The organism is Limnobaculum allomyrinae (genome assembly GCF_016649425.1).
In the GTDB taxonomy this organism is placed as follows: domain Bacteria; phylum Pseudomonadota; class Gammaproteobacteria; order Enterobacterales; family Enterobacteriaceae; genus Limnobaculum; species Limnobaculum allomyrinae.
Map to the genome: position 1 here is coordinate 14630 of NZ_JADRCR010000011.1, position 25587 is coordinate 40216.

At 46.7% G+C, this 25587-nt stretch carries 21 protein-coding genes; 4 read left to right on the top strand and 17 right to left on the bottom strand.

Going from position 1 to position 25587, the window contains the following annotated elements:
• Positions 1–291 precede the first annotated feature (291 nt).
• Positions 292–1287, top strand: coding sequence for a gluconate operon transcriptional repressor GntR (gntR, locus tag I2494_RS17440; RefSeq protein ID WP_218468354.1), 996 nt, complete (start codon positions 292–294; stop codon positions 1285–1287).
• A 6-nt stretch (positions 1288–1293) separates the two neighbouring features.
• Here gntR and I2494_RS17445 read toward each other — a convergent pair whose 3' ends face one another.
• On the bottom strand, positions 1294–1818 hold the full coding sequence (locus I2494_RS17445) for a gluconokinase (protein WP_218468355.1): 525 nt from the start codon (positions 1816–1818) through the stop codon (positions 1294–1296).
• Positions 1819–2073: 255 nt separating this feature from the next.
• Here I2494_RS17445 and gntT point away from each other — a divergent pair, with 255 nt between their 5' ends.
• Positions 2074–3408 carry a gluconate transporter gene (gene gntT, locus I2494_RS17450; RefSeq protein WP_218468356.1) on the top strand — a complete coding sequence of 445 codons (1335 nt, stop codon included), beginning with the start codon at positions 2074–2076 and terminating at the stop codon, positions 3406–3408.
• Positions 3409–3488: 80 nt separating this feature from the next.
• Here the strand turns inward: gntT and I2494_RS17455 are convergent, their stop codons facing one another.
• The 4 genes from I2494_RS17455 to recQ all read right to left on the bottom strand — a co-directional run bounded on the left by I2494_RS17455 (position 3489) and on the right by recQ (position 8334).
• A complete protein-coding gene (locus I2494_RS17455) occupies positions 3489–4592 on the bottom strand; it encodes a hypothetical protein (RefSeq protein ID WP_218468357.1) in 1104 nt (367 codons plus the stop codon).
• Between the two features lie 21 nt (positions 4593–4613).
• The gene (gene rhtC, locus I2494_RS17460) at positions 4614–5246 is read right to left on the bottom strand and encodes a threonine export protein RhtC (RefSeq protein WP_218468358.1); all 633 of its coding nucleotides are present in this window, start codon (positions 5244–5246) and stop codon (positions 4614–4616) included.
• A 126-nt stretch (positions 5247–5372) separates the two neighbouring features.
• Positions 5373–6494: a polysaccharide deacetylase family protein gene (locus tag I2494_RS17465; RefSeq protein WP_218468359.1), complete on the bottom strand. Its 1122-nt coding sequence runs from the start codon at positions 6492–6494 to the stop codon at positions 5373–5375.
• A 10-nt stretch (positions 6495–6504) separates the two neighbouring features.
• Positions 6505–8334 (bottom strand): ATP-dependent DNA helicase RecQ, encoded by a 1830-nt coding sequence (recQ, locus tag I2494_RS17470; protein ID WP_218468360.1) that lies wholly within the window; start codon positions 8332–8334, stop codon positions 6505–6507.
• 341 nt (positions 8335–8675) lie between these two features.
• Here recQ and rarD point away from each other — a divergent pair, with 341 nt between their 5' ends.
• Positions 8676–9563 carry an EamA family transporter RarD gene (rarD, locus tag I2494_RS17475; protein WP_218468361.1) on the top strand — a complete coding sequence of 296 codons (888 nt, stop codon included), beginning with the start codon at positions 8676–8678 and terminating at the stop codon, positions 9561–9563.
• On the opposite strand, the gene I2494_RS17480 is transcribed toward rarD, so the two are convergent.
• The 9 genes from I2494_RS17480 to lptM all read right to left on the bottom strand — a co-directional run bounded on the left by I2494_RS17480 (position 9560) and on the right by lptM (position 19332).
• Complete coding sequence (locus I2494_RS17480; protein ID WP_218468362.1) at positions 9560–10621, bottom strand: AbrB family transcriptional regulator; 1062 nt, start codon at positions 10619–10621, stop codon at positions 9560–9562. The genes rarD and I2494_RS17480 overlap by 4 nt on opposite strands.
• A gap of 117 nt (positions 10622–10738) precedes the next feature.
• A complete protein-coding gene (gene corA / locus I2494_RS17485) occupies positions 10739–11689 on the bottom strand; it encodes a magnesium/cobalt transporter CorA (RefSeq protein ID WP_218468363.1) in 951 nt (316 codons plus the stop codon).
• 578 nt (positions 11690–12267) lie between these two features.
• Positions 12268–14430: a DNA helicase II gene (gene uvrD / locus I2494_RS17490; RefSeq protein WP_218468364.1), complete on the bottom strand. Its 2163-nt coding sequence runs from the start codon at positions 14428–14430 to the stop codon at positions 12268–12270.
• 43 nt (positions 14431–14473) lie between these two features.
• Positions 14474–15190 carry a 5-amino-6-(5-phospho-D-ribitylamino)uracil phosphatase YigB gene (yigB, locus tag I2494_RS17495; RefSeq protein ID WP_218468365.1) on the bottom strand — a complete coding sequence of 239 codons (717 nt, stop codon included), beginning with the start codon at positions 15188–15190 and terminating at the stop codon, positions 14474–14476.
• Positions 15190–16116, bottom strand: a complete 927-nt coding sequence (gene xerC / locus I2494_RS17500) for a tyrosine recombinase XerC (RefSeq protein WP_218468366.1) — start codon at positions 16114–16116, stop codon at positions 15190–15192. The genes yigB and xerC overlap by 1 nt, the downstream gene beginning before the upstream one ends.
• The gene (locus I2494_RS17505; protein WP_218468367.1) at positions 16113–16829 is read right to left on the bottom strand and encodes a DUF484 domain-containing protein; all 717 of its coding nucleotides are present in this window, start codon (positions 16827–16829) and stop codon (positions 16113–16115) included. Before I2494_RS17505 ends, xerC begins: the two co-directional genes overlap by 4 nt.
• Positions 16826–17650 carry a diaminopimelate epimerase gene (gene dapF, locus I2494_RS17510; protein WP_218468368.1) on the bottom strand — a complete coding sequence of 275 codons (825 nt, stop codon included), beginning with the start codon at positions 17648–17650 and terminating at the stop codon, positions 16826–16828. The genes I2494_RS17505 and dapF overlap by 4 nt, the downstream gene beginning before the upstream one ends.
• Positions 17651–17766: 116 nt before the next feature.
• Entirely contained in the window at positions 17767–19017 is a 1251-nt protein-coding gene (gene lysA / locus I2494_RS17515; protein ID WP_218468369.1) for a diaminopimelate decarboxylase, read from the bottom strand.
• A gap of 126 nt (positions 19018–19143) precedes the next feature.
• A complete protein-coding gene (gene lptM, locus I2494_RS17520; protein WP_218468370.1) occupies positions 19144–19332 on the bottom strand; it encodes an LPS translocon maturation chaperone LptM in 189 nt (62 codons plus the stop codon).
• A 78-nt stretch (positions 19333–19410) separates the two neighbouring features.
• Here lptM and cyaY point away from each other — a divergent pair, with 78 nt between their 5' ends.
• Positions 19411–19734 (top strand): iron donor protein CyaY, encoded by a 324-nt coding sequence (gene cyaY / locus I2494_RS17525; protein ID WP_130590115.1) that lies wholly within the window; start codon positions 19411–19413, stop codon positions 19732–19734.
• A 67-nt stretch (positions 19735–19801) separates the two neighbouring features.
• Here the strand turns inward: cyaY and I2494_RS17530 are convergent, their stop codons facing one another.
• The 3 genes from I2494_RS17530 to I2494_RS17540 form a co-directional block, all read right to left on the bottom strand.
• Positions 19802–20935 carry a hypothetical protein gene (locus I2494_RS17530; RefSeq protein WP_218468371.1) on the bottom strand — a complete coding sequence of 378 codons (1134 nt, stop codon included), beginning with the start codon at positions 20933–20935 and terminating at the stop codon, positions 19802–19804.
• A 186-nt stretch (positions 20936–21121) separates the two neighbouring features.
• Positions 21122–21457 carry a barstar family protein gene (locus I2494_RS17535; protein WP_228351000.1) on the bottom strand — a complete coding sequence of 112 codons (336 nt, stop codon included), beginning with the start codon at positions 21455–21457 and terminating at the stop codon, positions 21122–21124.
• Positions 21454–25578 carry an RHS repeat-associated core domain-containing protein gene (locus I2494_RS17540; RefSeq protein WP_218468372.1) on the bottom strand — a complete coding sequence of 1375 codons (4125 nt, stop codon included), beginning with the start codon at positions 25576–25578 and terminating at the stop codon, positions 21454–21456. Before I2494_RS17540 ends, I2494_RS17535 begins: the two co-directional genes overlap by 4 nt.
• Positions 25579–25587: the final 9 nt, after the last annotated feature.

Below are 25587 nucleotides of genomic sequence, written 5' to 3' on the forward strand. Positions count from 1 at the left end.
ACCAAACAATAGAAACACTTTTATTTAACATTTAGACTGGAAAAATATAATCGGATAATAATAAATAGTTTCATTTTAAATAAAAATTAAACCTGCTTAAGGTAAATAGTATATTATCCATACGGTAATTAATTTACGTAATATCAGGAAGTGATAAACAACAGAAAATCGCCTGATAATATCGTGAGTAAAGTTATTCATTGATATGCAGAAATCGTCACAGGCATATGCGCCCTGCGTTTTCTTTGTTAAACTAAACCCTTGGCGGTTTACTATTTTAATCAGTTGAAAATGAAGAAAAAAAGACCCGGACTTCAGGATGTAGCTAATCAGGTCGGCGTGACCAAAATGACCATCAGCCGCTATCTGCGCGATCCCTCGCAAGTTTCAGCCACACTACGCGGTAAAATTGCCGTCGCGCTGGATGAATTAGGCTATATCCCAAACCGGGCTCCAGAAATTCTTTCCAATGCGACCAGCAGAGCCATTGGTGTATTACTGCCTTCATTAACCAACCAGGTTTTTGCCGAAGTTTTGCGTGGTATTGAAAGCGTAACGGACTCTCATGGTTATCAAACCATGCTGGCTCACTATGGCTACCGTCCGGAACGCGAAGAAATGCGTTTAACTTCGCTGCTTTCTTACAATATTGACGGATTAATTCTTTCTGAACGAACCCACACTGAACGCACGCGAAAAATGATCGAGGTGGCGGGTATTCCGGTCATCGAAATTATGGATAGTGCCTCTCCCTGTATCGATCTCGCCGTTGGCTTTAATAACCATGATGCCGCTTACCAGATGACCAAAGAGATTCTGCAAAACGGACATCTGCATACCGTCTACCTTGGCGCCCGACAGGACGAACGTACCGTGATTAAAATGCAGGGGTACGAACAGGCGATGCGTGAGTTTGGTCTGGAGCCTCGCAGCGTATGCACCGATCGCTCGTCATCCTATAGCCTGGGCTGCGAACTGTTAAAAGAAGCATTCCGGCGTTACCCCGAAACTGACAGCATATTCTGCACCAACGATGATATCGCCATCGGTGCTGCTTTTGAGTGTCAGCGTTTAGGCCTACGTATTCCGGATGATATGGCAATCGCTGGTTTCCATGGTCATGACATTGGTCAATCAATGGAACCTAAGCTTACCAGCGTATTAACTCCCCGCGAGCAGATGGGGCAAGTGGCCGCAGAAAGACTTCTTGCCCGTTTACGGGGAGAGACCGTAACGCCCAAAATGCTTGATTTGGGCTTTAGGATACTGCACGGCGGCAGTATCTGATGGTTATCAACGAAACTTAACACCCGCCTGACGCAGCGCTTCGGTACCACGGTTAACCACTTCATCGAAGTCAGCGTCAATATCAATGCATAATACGTCTGGTTCATCGGCGCCCGGTTCTTCCAGCGCGTCGAACTGACTTTTTAGCAGGTCAGTCGGCATATAGTGGTCAGCTCGTGCTTTCAAGCGTTCCAAAATCACATCAAAGCTGCCTTTCATATAAAGAAACAGCATCTCCGGATTCCCTTCTCGCAACTTATCGCGATAGCGGCGTTTTAGTGCGGAGCATACAATGATGCCAACTTCATTTTTATGACGCAGGCTGTATGCCGCATCATTTAAACGTTCCAACCATGGTGCGCGATCGTCATCATTCAGGGGATGACCGCTAGCCATTTTTTGAATATTAGCTTTTGGATGCAGATCGTCTCCATCAATGAATTTGGCACCTAACTTTCTGGCCACTGCCGAACCAACGCTGGACTTACCGCAGCCTGACACACCCATAAGAATTATGCTTTGTCCTGTCATAAGTTTGATCTCTATCTCAAAATGAACATTTAGCCCTTCACTATAGTTCCCTATGCTACCACGTTACCGGTATCATGATACCGGTAACAAACAAAGATGTGATAAATATCACAAAGAGAAAGCAAAGCAATAATTACGAATATTGCAGACAAAAAATAGAAATATGACGCCATCTTCTGGAAAAAAGTCATATCTCTATACTAACCTAAAATAGTCACAGTTAGGTTTATACGGTACATACATCGGAGAATTATTATGCCATTAGTGATCGTAGTCATTGGCGTAGCCCTACTACTGCTACTGATGATCCGTTGCAAGTTGAACGGTTTCATTTCACTGATACTGGTTTCGCTGGTCGTTGGCCTGGCACTGGGTTACACAACTCAGGGCGCGTTCAACGTTAACGGCGTTATCGTTTCAATTAAAAATGGTGTCGGCGGGACGCTGGGAAGTTTAGCTTTAATCATGGGCTTTGGTGCCATGTTGGGCAAATTACTGGCAGACTGTGGCGGCGCTCAACGCATCGCAACTACCCTGATTGCAAAATTTGGTAGAGAGCGGATTCAGTGGGCTATCGTACTGACAGGTTTCGTTGTTGGCTTCGCTCTGTTCTACGAAGTCGGCTTCGTGCTGTTATTACCTTTAGTCTTCACTATCGCAGCATCAGCGCGTATTCCTCTTCTGTTCATTGGTGTACCAATGGCGGCAGCGTTATCCGTAACTCATGCTCTGTTACCACCACACCCGGGTCCAACGGCGATTGCTATTCTGTTTAAAGCAGATATGGGTAAAACTCTGCTGTTTGGTACATTAATCGCCATTCCTACCGTTATTCTGGCAGGGCCGGTTTATGCTCGTTTCCTGAAAGGCATTGATAAGCCGGTTCCGGAAGGTTTGCATAACCCTAAAGTGTTCACCGAAAGCGAAATGCCAAGCTTTGGCGTTAGCGTGGCAACCACATTAGTACCGGTTATTTTAATGGCTGGTCGTGCTGTTGCTGAAATGACACTACCAAAAGGCCATGCGGTTCTGCCTTACGCCGAATTCCTTGGCGACCCGGTCATGGCTACTATGATTGCCGTATTAATCGCTATCTTCACCTTTGGTCTGAACCGTGGTCGTTCAATGGATCAGATTATGGATACTATTGGTGACTCCATCAAAATCATTGCCATGATGCTGATGATCATCGGTGGTGGCGGTGCCTTCAAACAGATTCTGGTTGATGGTGGCGTAGCTAAATATATCGAAACCCTGATGGCTGGCAGCACCCTGTCTCCGCTGTTAATGGGTTGGGCAATTGCCGCAGCGCTGCGTTTAGCACTGGGTTCAGCAACCGTCGCAGCAATGACCGCTGGTGGTATCGTTGCACCTCTGCTGACTATCTCTGGCGTAAGCCCTGAACTGATGGTACTGGCCGTTGGTTCTGGTAGCGTAATCTTCTCTCACGTAAACGATCCTGGTTTCTGGCTGTTTAAAGAGTACTTCAACCTGACTATCGCGGAAACGCTGAAGTCATGGTCAGTACTGGAAACTATCATCTCCGTGTGTGGCCTGATTGGCTGTCTGCTTCTGAGCTCTGTTATCTGATTCAGATTGATCATTATCTGAATGCTAAAAAGCCGGTCTGTTATCCAGACCGGCTTTTTTAATTGTTGCTAGTGATACAGCTATGCGCTAAAAACAACTGCCGACAGCCAGATAAGTCCTTTAACATCTTCCGAGGCGGCAACGGAACGCAAGAAACGATCCGCAGGCGTTACACGATTCACCCGGGCATCCGCATATTTCATCAGATCAATCTCACCCTGCAACGGCATCATAACGCCTCGTTTCGCCCGCTGAGTTAATACTGTAGAGGTGCCTTTATGACTCCATGAATAATCAGGAAAAGAGCCCGCACCATAGCGATCCAAAATGATATGCCCTATTTCATGGGCCGCTGTCATTTTAAAATTTAACTCACAGAAGTGATTCAAGTTAGTCTGACCGGTAATATGCTTAGCGTAGAACCCCTGATTATAAAAGATTCTGCGAAACCCTTTCAGGCTGGTAGAACGACCAAAACGTTCAGACAAAGAGCCAATCAATTTAAAATCAGGCATACCCGGTTTAGTATGCCAATCAGCCACCACGGTTACACTAAATAGCCCCTGTTCCGTCTGAATACCATTACCAATGCCACCAGCCCGATGACCATTTCGGGACCAGTAAAGTTCAACCCCTTCACCAGCCATCGCAGCCAACGTTGAATAATCCGGGCAGGGAAAATCACTCACCCGCCCTCTGGAGCCACCATCGGAGAAACTAAGGCGCGTTAGTACATCAACCTGACGGTTTATTCGATCAACTCTTACATCGACCCAATCAACATGCCGCGCTTTTCCCTGAAATGGATATTCAACGATAAAATGTTCACTGGCGCGGGAAGCAACTAATCGCAGGCGAAGATCAGAATGCTTGAGAGTTTGTGTATCCATTATTCCGGCATCACTATAGCCATCCCAGAACCAGAGATGGCAGCCAGGCGAGCGAAAATGATAGGTGTCTTGTTCCTGATGTATCAATTGGTCGCCAGCCATAATCTCTAACGACAGAGAGTCAGCAACGGTGCCATTGTTTTCAATGCAGAAACCCACTTTCTCTTCACCAATTGCATGAGCCCGGGAGAAAGCAGGGATATTTAAAGGAGTAATAATCTGAGGATTAACAAGCCTGATGCGATAATTCGGCAAATCAGCCAAACTATCTCCCTGCGTAGTTAACGTATGCATCAGGCGAGTGCCACACTGAAATCAGTAAAAGCGAGAGGTGATCAGGTGTAATCCAAAACCGGCAAACAACGCCCCTGCAATACCATCAATCCACTTAGCTGCACGTTGATAACCACGGCGCATCACCGGTAGTGCAAAGATAAAGGCAACCAACGTAAACCAAATCAGCGTTTCCACTGCGATAAGGGCAAACAATCCCCAACGTGTGCTGCTGGCAATGTCATCGCCCACAAACACGGAAAACACGCTACCAAAATAGATCAGCACTTTAGGGTTGGAGAGATTGGTAAATAATCCGCGCAGAAAAGCATGGCTATTATGAGGCGTTACTTCAGATTCAGCAGAAGCATCATGTGACTGTGGTTGAGACTTGCTAAATGCAGAGCGCAGCAGACAAAAACCCATCCAGCACAGATAAGCACCACCGCAGATAACGATCAGACTATGCAGCCAGGCCATCTGTTGCAGTAAAATATGAAGCCCTAGCAGCGCAACAGCTGCCCATACCATAACGCCACTCATAATACCGATTGCGGCATACATTGCCTCACGTCGCGAACGGCTAACCGCCGTTTGCGACACGAAAAAGAAGTCAGGTCCCGGTGAGGCCAGCGCCACCAACTGGACCACCGCAACGGTTAAAAATAGCGTCATGGAAGTTCTCTTTAATCTTCAGGAAAACGGGATGTTGGAATAACGAAACATACTAGCCGTGACCATCAACCCACGGCTAACAGGTAATTTATTGTACTCTTCCACACAAAAGATAACAGCCTGGCTTTATTGAATTTTCGTCATCTCGCCACGACGGCAATCTTGCCAGGTAACGCCTGCGTTACGCGTCAGGCTATACAGATAGTCAACGGAAGTTGGTGCTTTTGTATGTATATCATGGAAAAGAATAATACCTTTGCGCCAGAGCAACATTAATGTAAGAACACGATCGCTGGCCTGCTGAGTATTAACTTTTTGGCTCCAGTCCTGAGAATCAATATTCCATAACACTACCGGGATCCGGTATTCACGGAAAAAATCCCCACTGTCAGCCTTACGCTGACCATAAGGAGGCCGGAAGCTGGATACATAGCTGTCGGGAATAGCTTTACTAATCAGATTTAAACTTTCCAGCACCGAATTTTGCCAGTCTGCCCAACTGGCATGCGATTTATGCTGCCAGCCATGAGAACCTACACATTGTCCCTGATACAGCTCCATCAGTTGCTCTTTTGACTGCTGCTGTAAACGCCGTTGAAAGCTTTCTCCCAAAACGAAGAAATAAGCGTGTAGCTGATGCTGACTAAGCGTTTTTATAAGTTGGTCGGTGCTACCGTTCTCCGGGCTGGGGCCATCATCAAATGTCAAAACGAACTGGCGATCGGCAAACCCCTCTCCCGTCACTTCATTATCTGAGAAAGTCGAAATTTCACTGCTGGTTTTAGGAAACAGCGCCGCCAGCCGCAGTTGTTCCACCACATAGGTGCGATGAAAGGCCAATCTTACAGGTGATACATTAGCCTTTTGGACTAACTGACGAAACTCGTCAACACTCAACGCCTTTACAACACGCCTTTCCATATTCTGCGCAGAAGAGATATTAGCTAACTGATAATTTTTAGTCAGACGCAGCCAAAAGTGCTGGCGCACCTTCTCCATCGATTTAATATCGATCCGCTTGGCGGGCAAAGACAGCTTTTCTGGCAATTGTGATTCTGGAACGGATTCGCTTTCCAACAGTGCTTTAGCAAACGCTAAAATCTCTAACTGAGAGGCTTTGTCAAAGCTGGCGCTGTCCGTAATCTCTGCATCAGATAATTGGCTACGATCGATAACTGCCATCGACTGCGGCCCCGCCGCCATCAGGTTAAAGCTGATTAACCCAATGAGCAAAATAAGTTTTTTCATGAAAATACCTTTAATCAGGGCTGACTAAATGATCGCGAATGAGCGTCAGGAAGGCCTGGCCAAAACGCTCCAGCTTACGGTAACCGACGCCATTAACCGACAATAATTCACTTTCGCGAGTTGGCTGTTGTTCTGCCATCTCCAGCAATGTTGCATCGTTAAATACCACATAGGGCGGAATATTTTCTTCATCGGCAATAGATTTACGCAGCTTCCGCAATTTAGCAAATAGCTTGCGATCGTAATTTCCGGCAAAGCTCTTGGTGGCCGCACTGCTGCGTGATTTGAGATTAAGCAGCCTTGGCACCGCCAGTTGTAATGGATGTTCCCCACGTAAAACGGGACGAGCTGCCTCGGTCAATTGAAGCGCAGAAAACTGAGCAATATTTTGTGTCAGAAGACCCAAATGGATCAGTTGGCGCAATACGCTAATCCAGTGTTCGTGGCTCAGCTCTTTACCGATACCATATACCGGCAGCTTATCATGGCCAAACTCACGAATTCGGGTATTGTTCGCTCCACGCAAAATTTCCGCAATATAGCCAACACCAAAACGTTGACCAACCCGATAAACACAGGAAAGGGCTTTCTGTGCATCGACTAAACCATCATATTGCTTCGGTGGATCAAGGCAAATATCGCAGTTACCACAGGGCTGTTGTTTGCTTTCGCCAAAATAATTTAGCAACACCAAGCGGCGACAGGTTTGCGCCTCAGCAAATGCATTCATCGCATTCAACTTATGGCGTTCAATATCCTGTAATGCACCCTGAGGTTTTTCATCCAGACAGCGGCGCAGCCAGGCCATATCTGCCGGATCATAAAACAGCACCGCTTCCGCCGGTAAGCCATCACGACCTGCCCGCCCGGTTTCCTGATAGTAAGATTCAATATTGCGGGGAATATCAAAATGCACCACAAAACGCACATTGGGCTTATTGATTCCCATACCAAAGGCCACCGTCGCTACCACGATTTGTAAATCATCACGCTGGAAAGCTTCCTGCACACGTTCCCGGCTATCGTTATCCATACCGGCGTGATAAGCAGCAACGCTAAGCCCCTTCGCTTTAAGCCTGTCGGCGGCATCTTCCACTTTTTTGCGACTGTTGCAGTAAATGATGCCGCTTTTGCCGCGCTGATCCTGAACAAAACGTTGTAGCTGGTCGGTTGGCTTAAATTTTTCTATCAGGGTATAGCGGATATTAGGGCGATCAAAGCTGCTGATATGAATCAGAGGATCGCGTAAATCCAACAGGCGAATAATATCCTGACGTGTGGTTTCATCCGCCGTGGCGGTCAGCGCGATAAATGGCAGATCGGGAAAATGCTGTCGAATAGAGCCAAGAGCACGGTATTCAGGACGGAAATCGTGCCCCCATTGAGAAATACAGTGGGCCTCATCAACCGCCAGCAGTGTTGGATTCCAGCCGCTAAGCTGCTCAAGAAAGTTATCCATCATCAGCCGCTCAGGGGCAACATACAGCAGCTTAATTTGCCCGGTACGGCAGGCTGAAATCACTTCATACTGCTGTTCACGAGTTTGACTGGAGTTAAGGCAACCGGCAGAAACACCATTGGCGCGGAGTTGATCGACCTGGTCTTTCATCAGGGAAATCAGCGGAGACACCACCAATGTCATACCGTCCAGCAACAGCGCCGGTAACTGATAACAGAGTGACTTACCACCGCCGGTTGGCATCACGACCAGACAGTCACGACCAGACACCGCTTCGCGAACAATCTCCTGCTGCCCGGGACGAAACTGATGATAGCCAAAGGTGTCACGTAATACCTGTGCGGCTAAAGGTTCTGTATTAATAACAACCGCAGTTGACACCTTAATCCCCTGTTACTTTTATTGGGGGGTATTTTAGGCTCATTCATGCCGTTTGTCGTCACTCGAAAAGGGAAAAAGGGCAGATAACTGATAAAAGGCAGAGTATCCCGCAATCTTTAATGCAAACAGGCTCTTTTTCTGCAAATTCCTCGATCTTTATCCCTATAAATTGAAGGGGTATCATCGGTAGAGTGCGTATTATCCCGCCCGATATTAATTGAGTATTTCCCGGTATTTAAAACCGGTTTATTCTATAACTTGTGTTAATTTCAGACATAAAGAAGCACTAAAATGAAGTACACTGGCAAATTCTATTTTGAGTGTTCAGTACAAGGTCTTTCATGGAATCGCAGCAGACTCGTCAGGGTGTTTTATTCGCTTTAGCCGCTTACTTTATCTGGGGTATTGCTCCGGCCTACTTTAAGCTAATCGATTATGTACCTGCCAATGAGATACTGACACATCGAATTATCTGGTCGTTTTTCTTTATGATATTGCTGATTAGCGTTAGTCGGCAGTGGAATACCGTACGCCAGGCCTGTCGTAATAAAACCAAATTATTGTTACTGGCGGTTAGCGCAATATTAATTGGTAGTAACTGGCTGACATTCATCTGGGCGGTAAATAATCACCATATGCTGGAAGCCAGCATGGGATATTTTATTAACCCATTGGTCAACGTGTTGCTTGGCATGTTATTTCTTAGCGAACGTTTTCGTCGTATGCAATGGGTTGCGGTAGCACTGGCCTTTAGCGGCGTCGCCATCCAGCTCTGGCAGTTTGGTTCTATTCCTTATATCAGCCTGATACTGGCTTTTACTTTTGGTCTGTATGCGTTGGTACGTAAGAAAATTGGCGTCGATTCACAAACCGGTATGTTAATTGAAACACTGTGGTTACTACCAATCGCAGCTATCTATCTGTTTTTTATTGCCGATACCACAACCAGCCACTTAAGCCAGAATACAATGACGCTAAATTTATTGTTGGTTGCTGCTGGGGTTGTTACCACGGTTCCATTGCTGTTCTTCACTGCGGCAGCAACCAAGTTGCGCCTGTCTACGCTGGGCTTTTTCCAATATATCGGCCCAACAATGATGTTTGTACTGGCGACGGTATTTTACGGTGAGACCATTGGTAAAGATAAGCTGGTTACATTTGGCTTCATTTGGGTAGCACTGATTATTTTTGTGTTTGATGCCCTGCATTACCAACGTAAATTACGTTAATTTTCAGCCTTTCTCGGCGCATGGCGAGAGATAAATTTCGCCATCGCCGGGCCGGTCATCAAAATACTGAATAGTCTCAGGGTTTGCATCGCCATAACGAAAGACATATCCACCCCGCTACCGGCAGCAATGATTGCCACGGTATCTAATCCCCCAGGGCTGGTTGCCAGATAGGCGGTCAGAAAATCCATATCCAATACTTTGGTCAGCGCCAGCGCCATTAATGCACACAGTGACATCAGCGCCAGTATCGAGATAACAATTTGCGGCAGCGTTCTCAACGCCAGCAGAAAAACTGCCCGATTAAAGCGTAAGCCAACGCTCCAGCCGATAAAGGCATACGCCATCGCCAGCAGCCATTCTGGTAGTTGAATGGTTAACACATCACCCGCATGCAGCCCTGCGCCAATCAACATCGGGAACAACATAGTACCCGACGGAAAGCGCAGGCGACGCCCTAACCAACCGGCAATAGCAGCCAAAGCCAGCGTGGCGACAAAATCCCAACCCAGTGGAGGAAACCATATCAGCTCCTGCACAACACTCTGTGCCTCCCCTCCCATGGCAATACGCACCACCAGCGCCGCCGAACCAGCGACAAACAAAACTCGCAGATATTGCATAAAGGCCACCAGCCTCACATCTGCTCCATACTCTTCCGACATAGCAACCATTGCCGCCGCACCACCCGGTGATGATCCCCAGGCTCCGGTGGTACCCGGCAGGTTACTAAAACGAACCAGCAGCCAGCCTGACATACCGCTGGCAAACAGCGTGGCCAACAGAATAGAAAGAACAATGGGCCAGTTTGCCGCCAGTGAGACCAAAATGGATGAAGAGAGATTTTGAGCAATCATGCAGCCAAGAATGGCCTGAGAAGAGATAAAGAAACGGTTATCAATGCGTACTGTTGCACCAAAGAGGCTCATGGTTACGCCAACCACCATCGGCCCAAGTAACATCGCTGCAGGGATGTGAAAATGTAACATCACCAGCGATAACAACAGAGAAAGAGTTAACAATATGACCCATTGGAAAATGGGAGAGCGTTCTGCCACGGTTACATATCCTGATAGCTAGCGCAGCGGAGACAGAGCCAACAAGGGAGTTACCGCTGATTGATATAAAATGAGTATATAACAATCAGACGGTAAATCTTTGACGGAAACGGGGTATCAGAGCCAATTACGACGCTTAAAGTAGAGATAAGGCGCTAACGCCGCGCACACCATCAGACCGATTGCCGCCGGATAACCAAATGACCAGTCCAGCTCTGGCATAAACTTAAAGTTCATACCGTAGCTTGATGCCACCAGCGTTGGCGGCAGGAATACTACCGATACCACCGAGAAGATCTTGATGATGCGGCTTTGTTCGATATTAATAAAGCCCATCGCGGCCTGCATCAGGAAGTTAACCTTCTGGAACAGAGATTCATTGTGAGGCAACAGAGATTCAATATCGCGTAACACTTCACGCGCCTGATCTAATTGATTACTTGGTAACCGCGCTTTGCGCACCAGAAAATTTAACGCACGCTGGCTATCCATCAAACACAAACGCACTTTCCAGCCGGTATCTTCCAGCTCCGCCAGTGTGGACAGCGCTTCGTCATAGCCATCACCTGGATGACCTTCCATAATAATTCGGCTCAGGGCTTCCAGATCGCTGTAAATATTCTCGATTTCATCGGCTAACTGTTCAATTTTAGTCTCGAACAGATCTAACAGCAGCTCGTAAGCATTACCATCGATCATCGCCCGATTACGGGCACGCATCCGATAAAGACGGAAAGCGGGCAGATCGCGCTCACGTAGCGTAAACAAACGGCCATCACGAATAGTAAATGCCACGGTGGCGTTACCGCCGCGGTCTTCAGCATCTTCATAATAAAAGAAGGAGTGAATGTGCAGGCCATCTTCATCTTCGAAGAAACGAGCCGATGCCTCAATGTCGTCCAGTTCCGGACGCGTTGCCAGTGACTGACCCAGCTCTTCCTGAACGCGTTCCCGTTCTTCATCCTCTGGTTCCACCAGATCGACCCATACAGACGAGGCCAGATTATCGCCCTCGTCCAACTCTAAACGAGATAAGCGGCAATGATTTAGTTGAAATGCGCTTAGCATAGCGTCATCCCTCTTTTACAGTGGAGATACAGACAACGCATTGAACAATCTGATCATGCTGGCAAAAGCCATATCAATCAGACCTAGACTAGATCCAGCTCATTAGCGACGGGATAATATAAGAGGTCGCTGACAACCACGAAGGCTATCAGCAAATAGGGATAGCCTTAGAAGTTGAACTTAATTAAAAGATCATTGAGCCAGTATCGACTGGGAATGTCCAAAGCTGTTGCCCCCATAGGAAAATAGTGCGCGCATGTTACGCCTTCGGGAAAAACTCTGTCAACCATTGGAAAGTATTTATTGTTTATTTTCGCACCGAAAATAGCAGGTATAACAGGCACAGCCAGCTTTTCATCTATTAATTCATTATTTTTTCTGGATTTTATAGTTTAAACCAAGCTCTGAAATCAAAAGAAAAGCTCAACCGGTGGGAACAACGAACGAAAGGCGATTTTCTTACTAAAAACATCAGGGTAATGGGTAATCAACAACACAAGATCCCTATGCCAATAAATTGATAGTTATTCTAACGAGTTAATCGTCGGGCCTTGCCCGACGTTCTCAGAATCAGATAACTACAGAATTTCTAACCGGGCATAAGAGGCCACCAGCCACTTAATACCTTCTCCCTGAAACGCGATTTGCAGCCGGGCATGCTCACCACTGCCCTCAAGATTGATGATCGTACCTTCACCAAACTTAGGATGACGAACCCGTTGGCCCAACTTATAACCGCTGTCATTTTGACTTATCGGCGTTCCCATTCGGCTATGACTTACCGGGCGCGATACGCTGGCTCGCAGACGAACCTCTTCAATACAATCTTCCGGCAACTCACCCACAAAACGGGATGGGCGGTGATAAACCTCTTTACCATATAAACGGCGGGTCTCCGCATAGGTCAGGGTTAGCTTCTGCATGGCGCGCGTGACACCCACATAGGCCAGACGGCGTTCCTCCTCCAGCCTGCCACCTTCATCCAACGACATTTGGCTGGGGAACATTCCCTCTTCCATACCGACGATAAAGACCTGAAGGAACTCCAGACCTTTAGCTGAATGCAGGGTCATTAACTGTACCGCATCCTGATAGGCATCCGCCTGTCCTTCTCCCGCTTCCAGCGCGGCATGGGACAAAAATGCCTGTAACGGTGTTAAATCCATATCTTCATCCTGGAAGCTGAACTGACGGGTTGCCGTCACCAGTTCTTCCAGGTTTTCTACGCGTGCCTGACCCTTTTCACCTTTTTCCTGCTCATACATCTGACGCAGACCCGAATCGCGAATGACGCGATCGGTTTGTACATGCAGAGGCAATTCACTGGTTTCGCGGCCCAGGGCTTCAATTAATTCAATAAAACGTTGGATAGCACCCGCAGCCCGACCGGCCAGTACCTTTTCCTGTAGTAAAGCAATAGATGCCTGCCATAGCGTCATCTGACGGTCACGGGCGGCATGACGGATAACATCCAGCGAGCGATCGCCAATACCGCGCGTTGGAGTGTTTACCACCCGCTCAAATGCAGCATCATCATTTTGATTAGCGATTAACCGCAAATAAGCCAGAGAGTCTTTAATTTCCTGACGTTCAAAGAATCGCATGCCGCCGTATATACGATAGGGCATCGATGCCTGTATTAGCGCCTCTTCCAGCACCCGCGATTGGGCGTTACTACGATACAGGATGGCACAGTCAGTTAACGCACCGCCGCTGTCCTGAAATGCTTTAATGCGGCTGACTACAAAACGGGCTTCATCCAGTTCATTAAATGCGCAGTAAAGGGAGATCGGTTCGCCTTGTTCGCCATCCGTCCACAACTCTTTACCCAAGCGACCATCGTTATTGGCAATCAGGGCGTTAGCCGCTTTCAGAATATTGCTGGTTGAACGATAGTTTTGTTCCAGACGAACGGTTTGCGCCCCCGGAAAATCATCCAGAAAGCGCTGAATATTCTCTACCTGTGCACCACGCCAGCCATAAATCGACTGATCGTCATCACCAACAATCATCACTTTAGCGCTGTCACCCGCCAACATACGTATCCATGCGTATTGAATACGGTTGGTATCCTGAAATTCATCCACCAGAATATTGGTGAAACGTTCACGATAATGGTTCAAGATTTGAGGCTTGTGCAGCCATAGTTCATGAGCACGTAACAGAATTTCAGCAAAATCTACCAGGCCGGCCCGATCGCAGGCTTCCTGATAGGCCTGATAAATACGCAGCCAGGTTCCTTCCGTAACATTGCCATAAGTATCAATATGCTGTGGCCGCAGGCCATCATCTTTTTTATTGTTGATGTACCACATAGCCTGACGAGGAACCCACTGCTTCTCATCCAGGTTCATCGCCCGGATAATTCGCTTTAATAATCGCAGTTGATCTTCACTGTCCAGAATCTGGAAATCCTGTGGCAAATTAGCCTCAAGATGATGTGCCCGTAACAGGCGATGTGCGAGGCCGTGGAAGGTTCCAATCCACATGCCACCCTGACTAGTCCCTATCAGCTGGTCGATGCGATGGCGCATCTCTGCGGCGGCTTTATTGGTAAAGGTTACCGCCATGATGGAATAAGGAGAGCAATGCTCAACAGACAGCAACCAGGCAATACGATGCACTAATACACGAGTTTTCCCACTACCTGCTCCGGCAAGCACCAACATATTGGTACGGGGAGCGGCGATAGCTTCGCGCTGTTTATCATTTAAGTTTTCTAGCAGGTAGGAAACGTCCATTATTAGGCCATATACTGTTAATTTATACAGATGAATGGATAGATTATATCAATCGACACAATGATTCCAACCGGGAAATTTCAATATGGGGTAATAAACAGCCGGTTGGTTCATGCATAATGTTTCTTTCGCGATCGTTAATCCAGCATGCCTGAAGGCCATGGCGTATTGCTCCGGCAACATCAGTAATCAAATCATCGCCTACATGTAAAATGGTTTCTGGCGCCAGTTTAAGCTGTTGGGCGGCATTCAAATACATATCGCCAAACGGCTTCGCCCGACCATCCGGCCCGGCACGTAACACCAGTTGGAAATAGTCACTCAGACCGAACATGTGCGGATTAGCATTACCGTTGGTGACGGCTACCAGTGGATAGTGTGTCGCCAACATGCTCAATGTGGTGTGGGTGGATTGCGGCACATCAATACGGCTACGCCAGTAACTAAAGTGCTCCATGGTGAGTTCAGCCCCTTGTCGGGCATCATTATCGCTGTAGCCATGAACCTGTAAGGTGGTCTCAAACGCCCGACGACGCCATTCGCTGACATCGTGATAGATATCAGGTTCCTGCTCCAACAGTTGGTGACGGATTCGATTAAATCCCTCACGACTTAAGTCAGCAACCTGAGGAAACTGTTGTTGCATAAAGCTAACAACTTCACGTTCAGTACGCTCAATAACCGGGCGATTATCATACAGCGTATCATCAAGATCGAAGGTCAGTGCTTTGACAGGCCCCAGCGGTCGATAAAAATGCATCAGGATTTCCCTCTCTTGGCGCGTGGATGAGCAGCATCGTACACCGAGCTCAAATGCTGAAAATCCAAATGGGTATAGATTTGGGTTGTGGAGAGGTTAGCATGTCCCAGCAGCTCTTGCACGGCTCGCAGGTCTCCGCTGGACTCTAACATATGAGTAGCAAAAGAGTGCCGCAGTTTATGCGGATGCACATGGCTGTTTACTCCCTGCTTAACCCCCCACTCGGCGAAACGCTTCTCCACATTGCGGGCTGAAATTCGGTTGCCATGTTTTGAGACAAACAGCGCATCGTCATCTGGTGCATAAAACTCACGCATGGGTAACCAGCGATTCAGCCAGGTTACCGCCATTCTTCCGATAGGCAATTTACGTTCTTTACTGCCTTTTCCTACCACCCGAATTTCACCTGAGTCCAGATTTACCTGACGGCAATCTAAACCAACCAACTCAGACAGACGCAAACCCGCGCCATACATCAGTTCCAACATGGTGCGATCTCTGACTGCCAGAGGGTCATTCAAATCGATATCCAGCAGGTGGTTCACCTCATCCACATCCATGTTTTTCGGTAGATGGCGACCCTTACGCGGTGTTGAGATCCCTTTTGCCGGATTGGCCGTGATCTGTCCCTGACCAATCATCCAGTCGAGAAAACTGCGCAGGGCAGAGAGCCTAAGAGCCAGACTGGCTGATTCCAGACCGGAACGCTTACTACGCGTGACCAGCATTCTTACGCCTGCGGCATCCAATTTAGTCCAGTCCGTCAATCCAATATCGACCAGCAAAGCAATAAGCGCCGCCAGCTGTCGCTGATAGCTTTTCAAAGTATAGGGACTGAGCTGACGTTCAACTCGCAGGTAACGCAGAAAACTATCGACGGGATTCTGTAAGGATGGGCAGTTTAGTTCATCTTGATGTTCTGTCATACCGGCTCTATCCATCGGGATAACAGACCGGGCAGAATCAAACTGAGTTGATCGAGTATCAGTGTACCCATGCCCTGCTGGTAATGCTGAGGATCACGGCTGGTAAATATCACCATACCTAAGTCCCCTCTTTTTCCTAACAGGGATAACGCAACAGAACCGACCATTTTGGCCTCAGGCATTAATAACAGAATTTCCGGCCCATTCAGCGGCCCTAAATATTGATTACGATTACCCAGCCGCTGAATGCGCATTGATTCAAATGACTGACGCGGCAGAGCAAGATGGGTAAAATCCGAAGGCGCCCCCAGATGCCATTTCTCATTAAACAGACGGATGCTGGCATCAACCAGCCCCAGAGAACGCGCCCACTGCCGTAAGCGATCTAATAAATCTTGCAGGCTATCGGCCTGTACCAACTGACATTGCAGGTTAATCAGCCGGGTAAACAGAATCTCATTGGTGGTTGCCTGCTCCATCAATAACGTAATCTCTTCTTCTAACTGCTCAATATGATTACGCTGGCGGCCCATTTGCCATTCAACTAATGAGATACTGTCTCGCACCGGATGAGGAACCCGCATTTGCTCAATTTGTCGGGCATTACGAATAAAAAAATCAGGATTGTGCAGCAGATACTGACTAACCATGTCATCGGTAAGACTGACCGGTGGTGTTTCCGAGGTTGATCCCTTTTTTTTACGCTGACTCATAAGTGAATAAACCCATCATAAACATGTGAGGCAGGCCCTACCATGTACAGTGGATATCCCGGTCCTTTCCAGCTTATTTGTAAACTGCCACCGGGAAGTTCAACTTTCACATTATCATCCAGTACACCCTGCATAATACCCACGGCAACAGCAGCACAAGCACCGCTACCACAGGCTTGAGTTTCACCAGCTCCGCGTTCATAAACTCTCAGACGAATGCTCCCACGATTGATGACCTGCATAAAGCCAATATTGGCTCTCTCAGGAAAGCGTTCATGGCTTTCCAACAGCGGCCCCAGCTCTTCCACATTCGCGGTTTCTACATTATCTACCTGTAAAACGCAGTGTGGATTTCCCATCGATACCACACCACACAGCACGGTGTGCTCAGCGGCGCGGAAAATGTAGGTTTTCTCCATTTTTGCCGCACGAAAAGGCACCTGTGATGGATCAAAATCGGGTTCGCCCATATTAACGGTAACCAGATCGTCCTCGCTAACCGAGAGTGTCATACGACCATTTTGCGTGCTGACCCGAATATCCCGCTTATTGGTCAATCCTTTCAGGCGAACAAAACGAGCGAAACAGCGGGCACCATTGCCACATTGTGCAACTTCACTGCCATCAGCATTAAATATCCGGTAATGAAAATCTAAATCGGGATCGTAGGGTGCCTCAACCACCAATAGCTGGTCAAAACCAACGCCATAATGGCGATCGGCCAGACGGCGAATCAGCTCCGGTGAAAAATAGACGTTTTGTGTCACCGCATCGACAACCATAAAATCATTGCCTAAGCCATGCATTTTAGAGAATTGCATTTCATACCCCACTTTCGACGACCTTATATCTTACTGATTTATCGCCAGTTAAATTCTCGTCTTGCCGGGCCAGCCATTCTGAAGCTGTGAAACCAGAAAACGTATATCCTGATATATTATTTCACCAAATGCTCACCGCGCCACAAATCTTCAAAAATCTCTCGCTCACGCACCACATGAGCCTGTGCACCATCAACCATGATTTCTGCCGGACGGCAGCGAGTATTGTAGTTTGAGCTCATAGTGAAACCATAGGCTCCGGCGCTACGTACCGCCAGTAAATCGCCTTGATTCAGTGTCAATTCACGATTTTTGCCGAGAAAATCACTGGTTTCACATACCGGCCCGACAACATCATAAGTTTGATGCTGCCCGGTTGGTTTCTCAATCACCGGAATGATCTTCATCCAGGCTTCATATAAAGCGGGGCGAATCAGGTCATTCATACCCGCATCAACAATGGCAAAATGGTGATCGTCCTGATCTTTCAGGTACTCCACCGTAGTCAGCATAATGCCGGCATTGGCGGCAATGGCACGCCCTGGTTCAAAGCAAAGTTCTAAGCCTTCACGACCTTTCAACTTTTGCAGCAAGGCAGCAGCATACTCTTTCGGCTCTGGTGGCGTTTCATCGTCATAGCGTACGCCCAGTCCGCCCCCCAGATCCAGATGATGGATCTCAATTCCATCCTCTTTAAGCTGATCCAGTAAAACCAGTAAGCGGTCAGTCGCATCGAGGAAAGGCGAAAGCTCAGTAAGCTGAGAACCAATATGACAATCGACACCTCTGACCGCAATATTTGGCATCTCGTTCGCTAAGCGGTAAACCTCACGCGCTTTTTGATAGCTGATACCAAACTTATTCTCTTTTAATCCGGTAGAAATATAAGGGTGGGTTTTAGCATCCACATCCGGATTAATGCGTAATGAAATCGGCGCTTTAACGCCCATCTCACCAGCGATCTGATTAATACGATGTAATTCAGGAATAGATTCCACGTTAAAACACCGGATACCCACTTCCAGCGCCCGGCGAATTTCAATTTCCGATTTAGCCACACCAGAAAACACGATTTTAGCCGGATCGCCGCCAGCAGCCAGAACCCGCTCCAACTCACCCTGCGAAACAATGTCAAAACCTGAACCTAAACGAGCCAGAATATTCAGAAATGCCAGATTACTGTTGGCCTTGATCGCATAACAAATCAGATGAGGATGGCCAGATAACGCATCATTAAATGCATGCCAGTGGCGCTCAATGGTCGCTCGAGAATAGATATAAAGAGGTGTACCAAAACGAGCCGCCAGCTCTGCCACCGGTACATCTTCAGCAAATAATTGCCCGTCTTTGTAATTAAAGTAATCCATAGTGTCTGCCTAATCTGTTTTTTTATGCTGTATTTATCTGATACAACCAAAATACCCTGAATGTCTGTATCACGCACTCCCGGTTGATTACGTGAGCAAAGTAAACTTTAGTGGATAAACCAACGATTATTCTTTGGTCGCTTTATCAACCTGAGTATTATTTTCTGTTTGTGCAGGTTGTGATTGCGTCGGTTTTAGCGGAGACTCCTTCTTAGGTGGCTCGTCCGTTGGCATATATAAAGGCCCTTTCAAGCCGCAGCCAGCAAGCCAAAAGGTTGTCAGTACTAAGAGTGAGCAACGAAAAAATGTATTCATTAAAATAAGCCTGTGATTCATTTTGTTTAGCCCTCTATAATCGCAGCTAGATCACGAAAAGCAATAGGAATTCTGATTATGAATGATACTGAGTTTCATCAACTGGCCGAAAAACTGATGCATAACATCGAAGAAGCCATTGATAGCATCGATAGCGATGCCGATATTGATTATGAAATCAATGGTGGGGTGATGTCACTCTCTTTTGAGAATGGCACTAAGATTATCATTAACAAACAAGAGCCTATGCACCAAGTCTGGCTGGCAACCAAAAGCGGTGGATACCATTTTGACTATCGTGATGGGCAATGGTTTTGCGATCGCAGCGGGCAGGAGTTTTTCTCTGTGCTGTCAGAAGCCTGTACTGAACAGGCGGGTGAAGAGGTTTATTTGCGGGATTAGGTGGGAGTAATTCGGGGGCAGGTTGGTAATGGCTCCCGTTTTCTGGATGTAATCTGGTTTTTTGCACTCAAAATATGACGTCTATATGATAGGCTGCATCCGTTAAACGCAACGACGCGCCGTTAATATCACAGTGATAGTAATAAGATGTTTTTTGCCGCTGCTGGTTATCAATTAGCGCCAGAGGCCTGAAGGTACCGGGGTAATAAACGTACTCTCTTAAATCCTCAAACAGGCATTTAAGCTGCGCCTGTCGGAATTGCTCGCTGTTTGCTCTGGTGAGTATGCAAGGCTGGGTAATATCGCTGTTATTGTCAGGTTCAGTAACAAAATCAATCGGCTTTTCAGCCTCGGCTAACAGGGCATCACCTTGCCAGAAATACCAACTCACTCGCTCCGGAGTTTTCTTGCTGATGCGCCGACCCAAACCATCATAAGCGTATTCCGTCGATACCCCATTCTTCTGATAGCCAATTAGCTGCCGGCTTTCATTCCATACAAACTGTTCTGCTTCGCCACCATCACGCTGGCGTTTAACCAATTGTCCTACTCGGTCATAAACATAACGAACGCCATCCAGTGAGCTATCACGATAAAGCGCTTCACCATCTTCATCACGGTGATAACGTTGTTGAACCAAATCTTTCAGGCGGTTACCCGCCGCATCAAAAACAAAGGTTTTAATTTTGCCCAGCGGATCGGAATGGGTAACCAGACGCCCCACTTTATCGTAGTGATAAGTATCCGTCCCCCACAGGCTATCCTGCCGTTTAGTTAAATGACCCACGCTGTCATACTGATAAACCGTTTCAAATAACGGCTGAGCATCGCTGAAAACCCGTTGAGCGGTAATGTAACTTTGCTCGTTGTAGTCCAGCTCTCGTTTCAACGTTTCAGTGAGTTTTTCCTGTTTAACCCGCCCCAGTTCATCATAATCAAACGCTATTGGCTCATCCTGATTAAGCTGAATACCACTTAATTGACCCGCGGAGTTATAACCCAGTGTTATCTCATTACCCATATCGCTAATACGGCCCGAGTATTGCCCTACCGCGTTATAACGATGCTGAATAACAAAATCGTCCTGCGACTCTTCGGTTAAGCGCCCGGCGTTATCATATGACCACTCCAGTTTTCGCCACGGGTTATGACATGCGGTAATCTGCCGTCTGGCGTTATACTGATACTGTGTTAACGGCATATCGTTGTGACGTTTTTCTATCAGATTTCCCTGTCGGTCATAGCGGAAATTCAGTGTATCGCCCGAAGCCGGGATAATTAAATGATCTCCAGCTTCTTATTACATTAAGTTTCTCTGACACCGTTATTTCACCAAATAAAAAATGGCCTGTGTTTTATATTGCAGCTATTTCTTATTGATTTAATATCATTTTGTTAAATGCAACAAAATTGCCGGATTCATCTCTTTAAATTGATACTTATAGTTTACGAACTCGATAATAGAAATTATTGTTTCCTTCACAATATCAGGTGCATTAGAGAAATTTTTAATTTTTAAAGCAAGGCATCCATCTTTGCTAATATTTATTTTAGTCATTCCTTCCTCAGGATATCGAACTCCAAATATGCAATCGATAACTGCATCGACATTTCTCCCGAAAAAATCTGGAAAACCAAACAATAAAGCCAGTTCCTTATATAGAGAATCAATATCGTTTATATCTGAAAGGTTTAGAATTATGGTTTTCTCTACCCTCATCATTTCCACCCCCCAAGATCGATTTCTATGAAAGATTCGTAATGATCATGAGTGTAGTAGGCTTTTCCTGTTTTGGTATCAACCACTATTCTTCTCTGCCCATTAGTACCTACATCCGGTGTCTTAACCGTCCATTCAGTATAAGGACCACTGCCTGTATCCAGACGCTGGCTATTAGGATTTCCTTTAGTATGAGTATTACCAAAAGGAGTTCCATCATTTGAATAACGCGGTTTGTTTAATTTAATCCTATCAATTGTGCTCTGGAGTTCACGCATTTCTCTTTTAGACATCGTGTGGCCCCATTTATCTTTAATAGCAGCATGGGCCTGTTTCGGGTTTTTGGCTGAATGAGTACATTTCAAGCCAAGCGGATCGATCCAACTCAGCGGATTCGGTACATACGAGTAGAGATTGATTCCGCCGTTCAGCCCTATCGGATCCTGACTAACATACCCCCCACTAACCGGATCATAATACCGATACCGGTTATAGTGTAAACCACTTTCCTCGTCAAAATACTGACCCTGAAATCTGAGTGGATTATGGATTTGATTAGCATAAACCGTTCCTTTCTCACCCCATACTCCGCTTCTTTCTGACCAGACGATGTTGCCTGCGGCGTCAGTGAGGCGCAGCGGTGCGCCGTTAATATCACAGTGATAGTAATAAGATGTTTTCTGCCGCTGTTGGTTGTCAATTAACGCCAGAGGCCTGAAGGTTCCGGGATGATAAACGTACTCTCTTAAATCCTCAAACAAAAATTTAAGCTGTGCCTGCCTATATTGCTCACTGTTTGCTCTGGTGAGTAAGCAAGGTTGAGTAATATCGCTGTTGTTGTCAGGTTCAATAATAAAATCAATCGGCTTTTCAGCCTCAGCCAGCAAAGCATCTCCCTGCCAGAAATACCAACTCACTCGCTCCGGTGTTTTCTTGCAGATGCGCCGACCCAGACCATCATAAGCGTACTCAGTCGATACCCCATTCTTCTGATAGCCAATTAGCTGCCGGCTTTCATTCCATACAAACTGTTCTGCTTCGCCACCATCACGCTGGCGTTTAACCAATTGTCCTACTCGGTCATAAACATAACGAACGCCATCCAGTGAGCTATCACGATAAAGCGCTTCACCATCTTCATCACGGTGATAACGTTGTTGAACCACATCTTTCAGGCGGTTACCCGCCGCATCAAAAACAAAGGTTTTGATTTTGCCCAGCGGATCGGAATGGGTAACCAGACGGCCCACTTTATCGTAATGATAAGTATCAGTCCCCCACAGGCTATCCTGCCGTTTAGTTAAATGACCCACGCTGTCATACTGATAAACCGTTTCAAATAACGGCTGAGCATCGCTGAAAACCCGTTGAGCGGTAATGTAACTTTGCTCGTTGTAGTCCAGCTCTCGCCTCAGTGTTTCCGTGAGCTTTTCCTGTTTAACCCGCCCCAGCGCATCATAATCAAACGCTATTGGCTCATCCTGATTAAGCTGAATGTCACTTAATTGACCCGCAGAGTTATAACCCAGTGTTATCTCATTACCCATATCGCTAATACGGCCCGAGTATTGCCCCACCGCGTTATAACGATGCTGAATAACAAAACCGTCCTGCGACTCTTCGGTTAAGCGCCCGGCGTTATCATATGACCACTCCAGTTTTCGCCACGGGTTATGACATGCGGTGATCTGCCGTCTGGCGTTATACTGATACTGTGTTAACGGCATATCATTGTGACGTTTTTCTATCAAATTTCCCTGTCGGTCATAGCGGAAATTCAGCGTATCGCCCAATGCATCACGGCTTGCCACCATATGGTTATTCAGGTCGTACTGGTAATGGCGGCTTTGTCCCCAGTAATCAACCTCTTCAATGATGCGCCCCAGGCTGTCTCGTTTAATTTGCCAGCGCTGGTTACGCTGGTTTTCGACACCCGTCAGTTGGTCTTCAGTATCGTAGTAGTAGCGGATCCATTCGCCATCTGGCGTGCGACAACCAGTAACTTCACCGGTGCCGTTATAAGTTAATTGAGTTTCAAGTCCTGCCTCATCACGGTAAGCAATCACCTGATCTTCAGCATCATAGGCAATATGCACCGGTTTTTGGTTGAAACCGTCAACACGTATTAGCCGATCTTTACCGTCATAACGATAACGGGTGATATGACCTAATGGGTTAGTCTCTTCAAGCAGATTGCCACGGTAGTCCGTGCGATATGTGGTTACCTGTTGTGCTGTGTCAGTTCTGGTCAGGAGAAAACCCAACGGGGTATAGCAAAATAACTCCGATGCACCGCTTGGATAGATAGTCTCAATTTGCTGCCCTAAATCGTCATAGCGATATTGTTGGCTAATCTGAAGCGGGTTAGTCAATTTAGTCGGATTATTCCGGGTGTCATATTCATATTGCCAGACTCCACCGCCAGTATCGGTAATGGTTATTGGCTGATTATTTTGGTAGATAACAGAAAATTCAGTTTCGCCATTAACTGACTCTTTGACCAGATTTCCCAGTTCATCGTATTCCCATTGAGTTTTTCTGCCACCAGGTTCCGTTACCATCACCGTACGGCCCCAGTCATCGTAGGCAAAAAAGGTTGCTCCACCCTCTGGATCTATCTCACATACCGGCACCCCATCTTCACTGAAACGAATTAACGAGGTATGACCAAGTGAATTTGTTACTTCAAGCTCTTTACACTCTTCAATCCAGTTAAAGTGGTAATCATAAAGCCCGCCATCACCCCAGGCGCGGATAACGGCTTTATCATCATCATATTCATAATAGAAAGTTTGCCCCAGTCGATCCCGATGGGCACACAGATAATAATTATCCTGATAGCGAAACTGCCGGGCGTAGCCCTGATTATCTATATGGTGAAATAGCTGACGAAAACCATCATATTCATAAGTGACCAGTTCATATTGACTGTCATCAGGCTGATGCGTGTCGTACAGAGACATCTGTAAAATACGATGTTGTTCTGTTGTAACGACTATCTCTCGTCCGGTAGCATCAATGTTGCTATATTCAACTAACTTAACAAGTTGATTATTTTGATAAATAAACTGCCACTGATTACCGTTCCTGTCTTCCAATTTAGAAATATTAAGAACGTTATGTGGAGATATTTGCTTACTTTGATCGGTAAAGCGCCAAATAACATCATCGGCTTCAACTAACCAATGAGTCCCCTGTTGATCTTGTTCATACCAAAGCTGCCCCGCAGGTACACCATAAACAGCATGGGATCGACCCGCTGCTTTCGGTGTTTCCATAAAGCCAAGTGGACCATCGGGTAACTCAATCTGCCAGTAATCTTGTTGCTGATGGTGATGCAAAGCAGTGTCTGCCAGAGTACGCCAGCCAAGGCCACAGTATCCATCCTCATCAATATTAGCGGAGCTATAATATCGAACCCAATTTAGCGGAAAGCGCCCACTCACAGTGAAGTCAATATGTTGTAAACTCACACTACGATCGCGAATATCAACCGGTTCTGCGCGTAACACTTTGCATTTAAAGAAACCGCTATCCATGTTTTTAAACAGCTTTTGGCGGAGGCTCTTAAATTTATCCATGGCATTTTTAAAGCCCTTGGTCTTTTTAAGCCGTTTAAAAGCACCTAAACCTGCCTTCATCGCCATAGCCATCATGCTTATGGTGGGAATTCCCCCAACATGGACATTGTGAGGTAAGGCAATATTGGCGGTAAGCGGCAAGCTCAGCGATTTAGGTATGGGCTTATCTTTTTGTCTCGGGCGAAATGGCGCGGGGATACCAACAATATTACAACTTAGCGTTGGTAGTAAACGGTAAGTAAGCGGGTCACCATCAACAATGACCGTACGGCTTCCCATAAATAGTTCATCATCCTTCTGCGGGCCCATGGGAGCCGCATAAGGTGGTGCCCAGGTACCAATTGGGATATGAACTACTTTTCCTTCCGTTCCTGCTACGGTTCTTTTTAGTCCATGAATGGTTGTCGTGGCCCCAATAATTGGCAGATAATCAAAAATATCAACCACTAAAGAAATATGCGGCGTTGGTAACGGCGCAGGGGGAACAATATAAGTATGAAAATCAACGCCTAATTGGGGGTCGAAATGTTTACTTCCATTCATCAACAAATC